This is a genomic window from Rothia sp. (in: high G+C Gram-positive bacteria), assembly GCF_015265375.1.
Taxonomy (GTDB): domain Bacteria; phylum Actinomycetota; class Actinomycetes; order Actinomycetales; family Micrococcaceae; genus Rothia.
On the sequence record NZ_JABZXW010000090.1, the window covers coordinates 1 to 5,479 of the forward strand.

At 58.6% G+C, this 5,479-nt stretch carries 6 protein-coding genes; 1 reads left to right on the forward strand and 5 read right to left on the reverse strand.

All coding sequences use genetic code 11. From position 1 onward, the window contains the following. The 5 genes from HXO69_RS08590 to mca all read right to left on the reverse strand — a co-directional run. Window positions 1–715 (reverse strand): MFS transporter (locus HXO69_RS08590; protein WP_296546529.1); only part of this gene is annotated, 715 nt, incomplete at its 3' end. Window positions 716–1,186: 471 nt separating this feature from the next. Then, a complete protein-coding gene (locus HXO69_RS08595; RefSeq protein ID WP_070691471.1) occupies window positions 1,187–1,693 on the reverse strand; it encodes an NUDIX domain-containing protein in 507 nt (168 codons plus the stop codon). A gap of 126 nt (window positions 1,694–1,819) precedes the next feature. Then, window positions 1,820–2,347, reverse strand: coding sequence for a prepilin peptidase (locus HXO69_RS08600; protein ID WP_296546531.1), 528 nt, complete (start codon window positions 2,345–2,347; stop codon window positions 1,820–1,822). Between the two features lie 102 nt (window positions 2,348–2,449). After that, on the reverse strand, window positions 2,450–3,259 hold the full coding sequence (gene uppS, locus HXO69_RS08605; protein WP_294631623.1) for a polyprenyl diphosphate synthase: 810 nt from the start codon (window positions 3,257–3,259) through the stop codon (window positions 2,450–2,452). 280 nt (window positions 3,260–3,539) lie between these two features. Further along, window positions 3,540–4,511: a mycothiol conjugate amidase Mca gene (mca, locus tag HXO69_RS08610; RefSeq protein ID WP_296546534.1), complete on the reverse strand. Its 972-nt coding sequence runs from the start codon at window positions 4,509–4,511 to the stop codon at window positions 3,540–3,542. Window positions 4,512–4,929: 418 nt separating this feature from the next. Between mca and greA the strand changes: the two genes are divergently transcribed. After that, window positions 4,930–5,427, forward strand: coding sequence for a transcription elongation factor GreA (gene greA / locus HXO69_RS08615; protein ID WP_049327910.1), 498 nt, complete (start codon window positions 4,930–4,932; stop codon window positions 5,425–5,427). Window positions 5,428–5,479 lie beyond the last annotated feature (52 nt).

The following is a 5,479-nucleotide window of genomic DNA, read 5'->3' on the forward strand; positions in this document are numbered from 1 at the left end:
GTGAATACGATGCCGTAGCTGCCGCTAAGAAGAACGTGTAGACAAGGATAAGTCTCTGTGGGGCGCCGGAGAACATGTATTGGATACCGTCAAACATGCGGTGAATAAACCCATGTTGTGCGGTTTCGCGTTGCTCAGTTTTAGTTTCCATCTCTACGGATGGCAACGTTGCGTATGAAATAGTTGCCGCTCCGAAAAGGAGCACCGGGACGATAAGACCGACCGTTGCACCCGCGACAAGAACAATAAATCCTGCTGTAGGGGGTGCAATGATTGCGGATATTCCCTCGCAAATTTCACGACGTGCATTGTACGAAAGAAGGTTTTCTCGTCCGAGAAGCTGCGGAATATATCCTGCTTCTGAGGCAGCAGCCAGTTCGGAGAAGACACCGCTCACAAATCCTAGTGCGGCGATGGTGAACCATGACAGCATATGCTGCTCAATCATCAACGCCAAGGTAAGGATACTGAGGATGTTTGCTGCCCCGGCAATCACAATCATAGGTTTTCGAGGCAGACTATCCGATAGGGTTGCTAGTGGATATGCCAAGGCGATATTGGGGATTTGCATGGCTACCGCCATTACGCCAGCCAACCCAATTTCGCCTGTACTAGCGAGAATCGCGATGGGTAGGGCGAAGGAATATATTCCTGTACCTACCAGAGAGCCAATAAGGGCTACGTAGATTCTCCAGGGTATTTTATGTGTTGTCATGCTTTGCTCCTTCCAGGACGCATCAAAATAGCGCCCAAGAATTGCGATGAACACAATGAGCCTAGTTCACAGAAAAATGGCATGCCTTAAAGATTTATAGGCAGAGTAAAAGGAAAGCGACTACGCTCACCAGAACATCACGTGAACGAATCTTTCTCGGGTTACTGACTAATACGGGGCCGTCACTCCCAATGTAACCCGTGTCATATATAAAGCATCTCATGTACACCACTCATAACTCGATACACAGACGCAACTTAAGGTAAAGAAGACAAAAACAAAATAAAACCACGGCAACCTTTAGGCTTCCAGTCCCCCACTCCCACAGAAAAACAGGAAGAACCACCCAATAACATGTAACAAACTGTCATAAAAATGCTGGGAGGGGCGACTCGCCATGACGGCGGGTCGCCCCTCCTTCTGTATGTACAGGTTTAGTTCGGCAGCTTTTACTCAGTCCCAGTAACCGGTCTAGAGCTCTTCCGGCGGCACCGACTCCAAACCAAAACGGCAGTGGCCGTTATAGTTCAGCGCCGCATCAATACGGTCCAGCATCCGATCCGAAAGCAACGCACGCTCCGCCGGGTCAGACACATCCACCCAACGCACCTGCGAAGACTCCTCGTCGTTCACCTTCGCCTCACCAGAAACCCAGCGGCACAAGAACGTATGATCCAAGAACTGGCAGCGGTCACCATTACCGAACTGCATCGGCGGGTCAGCCTTCACCTGCGCCAGCTCCAGCACCTCAATCTGCACGTTCGCCTCCTCCTGCGCCTCACGCAGGCAGGTCAGTGCGGGGCTCTCCCCCGGGTCCACAATGCCCGTAATCGGGGTCCACGCCCCGTTATCGCTACGGCGCACCAGTAGCACCTTAGAATCCTGCTCACGGTACACCACAGCCGTCGCACCGGACAGCCACAGGTAATCCGATCCAATCTGCTCACGCAGCTTACGGATATAGGGAGGAGTAGGCATAACATCAACCTTTCAAAAGCCCCGGCAAGTCTATCGGGAATAGGTGCTAGAGAGCAGAGCGAACAGCCACGAGCCGCACAAAGAACGAGCCCGCCACCTAGCCGGACGGTCACCCTACTTCGGAATCTACCACAGAGAATACGCCGGAGCCGCCAACGCCACCAGCGCGCCCAAAAGCATAAACGGGCCGAACGCAATGCGGGTGCTACCGCGCGCCTTCGTGAACAGCACCAGCGCCAGGGACACCAGACCACCGGCAAGGAACGTCACCAGCGACGCCCAGCCCAGATTTGCCCAGGACAGGTACCCAAGCACGCCACCCAGAATGCCGGCGAGCTTCACGTCCCCGCGGCCCAGCGCGCCAAAGGACAGAATACGCAGAAGCAGGTAGCAGAACCAGAGCACCAAACCGGCACCAATCACGCGCCAAATATCGGCTGGGCGACCTGCAAAAAGCAAAGACACCGGCAGAGCCGTATAGGTGGCAATAGCCAGCGGAATCAGGATGCGGTGCGGCAGGCGGTGCTCCCGCACGTCAATACACCACAGCCGCAGGGCGCACCACAGGAAGTACAGCAGGTAGCTGCCGAGCACCAGCGCGGCAATAACGGAGGCGCCGCCTGCGTGGTAGAGGCGGGAAAGCTCAGCGAGCATAGAACGTCCATTCTGTAATGCTGGAGGCTGTAACGTTGGAAACTGTACTACCGGAGGCTGCCAGTCGGGAGCACAACCCGACGGCGCTAGAGCGCACAGGTTCTAGGAACCGAAGCGGCGGGAACGGTTCGCGTAATCCCGCAGGGCACGCAGAAAATCAACGCGTGTGAAATCCGGCCACAGGGCGCGGCAGAAGTAAAACTCAGAATACGCACTCTGCCAGGTCATGAAACCGGACAGGCGCTGCTCGCCCGAAGTGCGAATCAGCAGGTCCGGGTCGGGCATATCGGCGGTGTACAGGTGCGAAGAAATATCCTCCACGCTCAGCTGTTCGGCAAGCGAGTCCAAGGATGCCCCCTCAGCGGCAGCCTCGCGCAGAACCGAGCGGACCGCGTCCACAATCTCCTGGCGGCCGCCGTAACCGACCGCAATGTTCACGCGAACACCGGGCAGGTGCGCAGTCTGCTCAATCGCCCAGTCCAGGCGCTCGTGCAGCTGGCGAGGAATCAGGTCAATATTGCCGATAGCGCGCACCGGACCGCAGGCGGACTCCACCAGACGCACCAAGAACGCATCAATCACAGCGACCAGACCGGTCAGTTCCTTCTCGGGGCGTTTCAGGTTCTCGGTGGAGAGCATGTACAGGCTCACCTGCGGAATCGACAGCTCAGTACACCAGGCAAGAAAATCAATAATTCGCTCCGCACCGGCGGCGTGGCCCTCACGGGTGCTCAAGCCGCGCTGAGCCGCCCAGCGACGGTTACCGTCCACCAGCACTCCAATATGTGCCGGCAGGGATTCGGGGCTCAGCGAGCGCGCCAGAGCCTGCTCATAGATGGTAGGCTCAGTGACAGTGCCGGGGTTGCTGGCGTGGCCGTGCACAGTAATCACGGGCAGGGCGTTGGCGCTCATAGCTCATACCTCATTCGGCTGTCGTGGCAGATAATTCAGCGGGCTCATAACGAAAGAGTCCAAGCTCTTATTCTACGCCGCCGCGCCGTACCTTCGCGGCAATCAGCATCGCGGTTGGGCTGAGAATCGGCTCAAAATTTGTGGCGGCTGGTGGCGGTATCCGGGGGTGCGTACAGGGGCTGCACGCATCGCGCGCCTAAGAATGGATGATGCCCTTCACCTACAACTCATATCGTGGGTGAAGGGCATCATTGTAACGCGCGGGGCGATGCACCCCAGCCTAGATAACGTAGTAGTCGCTCAGGCCCTCGTCCAGGCTAGATTCGGGCAGCTGAACCTCAGCGTGCGAGGCGGCCAGCGTGTAGTCCTCCCAGGGCCAAATATCCTTCAGCTGTTCGCTGGGAACGGCGAAGAACACGCCGTTCGGGTCCACCTGCGAGGCGTGCGCGCGCAAAGCCTGATCGCGCTGCTCAAAGTGCTCGTGAACCAGGATGCGGGTCGTAGTCTCGTGGCGAGGCGCCTCCCCCGAGGAGGCGCGGTGCGCGAGGTTCTCAATCCAGCCGCTCAGCAGGCTCTCACCGTGCGTATCGAGCAGATGCTCGTGCAGGGCGAGGGTGCGTTCGGGGTTGAATGCGCGGTCGTAGTAGAGCTTCAGCGGGGTCCAGGGCTCGCCCTCACCCACGTACGCTTCGGGGTCGCCTGCATTCTCGAATGCTTCCACGGCAACCTTGTGAGTCATGATGTGGTCGGGGTGCGGGTAGCCGCCAATCTCGTCATAGGTGATGATGATGTGCGGGCGGTACTCACGCACCAGACGCACGAGCGGCGCGGCGGCACGGTCCAGGGGTATGGTGCCAAAGCTACCGAAGGGAAGCGGCGGCATGGGGTCGCCCTCGGGCAGACCAGAGTCGAAGAAGCCAATCCAGCGGTGCTCAATGCCCATAATCTCGCGGGCAGCCGCCATCTCGGAGCGGCGCAGACCCGGCAGGTCACGGTGCGCGCGCGGGCTGTTAGCAATCTCCTCGTTCAGGATGTCGCCGCGCTCGCCGCCGGTCATCGTCGCCACCATGAAGCGGGCACCGCGGGCAATATACGCCGACGCAGTGCCAGCGCCCTTAGAGGACTCATCATCCGGGTGAGCATGCACCGCGAGGATGCGCAGGCCAGTGTAGTCCTCCTCCAGCGGTTTGATAGAGTCCACGGGAGGGTGAGTCGGCAGGTTTGCCTTCAGCTGTTCAATGGCTTCGCTCACGGTGGTCTCCTTTAGGTGATGCGCCAGGGGTCGATGATGTGTCTGTGACTCGCGAATACGAGCGCTACACGGCAGAAATTTTACGGTTGTAGCTTCTCGTATGATACCCAAGGATAGCGCCGGTGCACTAGCGCAGATGACGCCGTGTGACATCGTGAAACGTGCCGTCATATCGGCAGATTCACGGGCAAGAAACAGTCTGATGCTGGCGGAGTGTTCAGCTACCGGCGTGCGTACCGACGAAGATGCGTTCAGAGGGGAAGATACGACCGGCATAACAGCCGAAAATCCTCCGGTGCTCTAGAATAGGTCTGTTGATTCATTCCGTTACCGGCACCGCCGCGCATTGAACGCGGCACGCGGTAGCGGGTTTATTCGTTTCGCACCGGCAGAGCCGGCGCATAAGCAAAGGACACGCATGGCTGAAAACACCGGTGCATGGCTCACTCAGGACGCCTTCGACCGCCTCACCCAGGAGCTGGAGCACCTCTCCGGTCCGTACCGTCAGGAAATCGTTGACCGCATCGCCCAGGCGCGCGATGAGGGTGACCTCCGCGAGAACGGCGGCTACCACGCGGCACGCGATGAGCAGGCTAAGAACGAGGCGCGCATCAAGCAGCTTAAGCACCTGCTCGAAACCGCACAGATTGGTGAGGCGCCCGTTGATGACGGCGTGGTAAGCCACGGCATGGTCATCGAGGCTGAGGTTGCAGGCCGCACCCTGAAGTTCCTGCTCGGCTCCCGCGAAATTGAGGACACCCTCCCTGCCGGCACCGACCTGAAGGTCTTCTCCGAGAAGTCCCCGCTGGGTGCCGCAATCATGGGTGCTAAGCAGGGCGACGAGGTTTCCTACACCGCTCCGAACGGTAAGGAACTGAGCGCCAAGATTGTCTCCGTGACCCCTTACCAGGGCTAAAAGACAAAAGTAGTTTTACAACAAAACAGTGCGGGGTGCTGACCGTTGATGG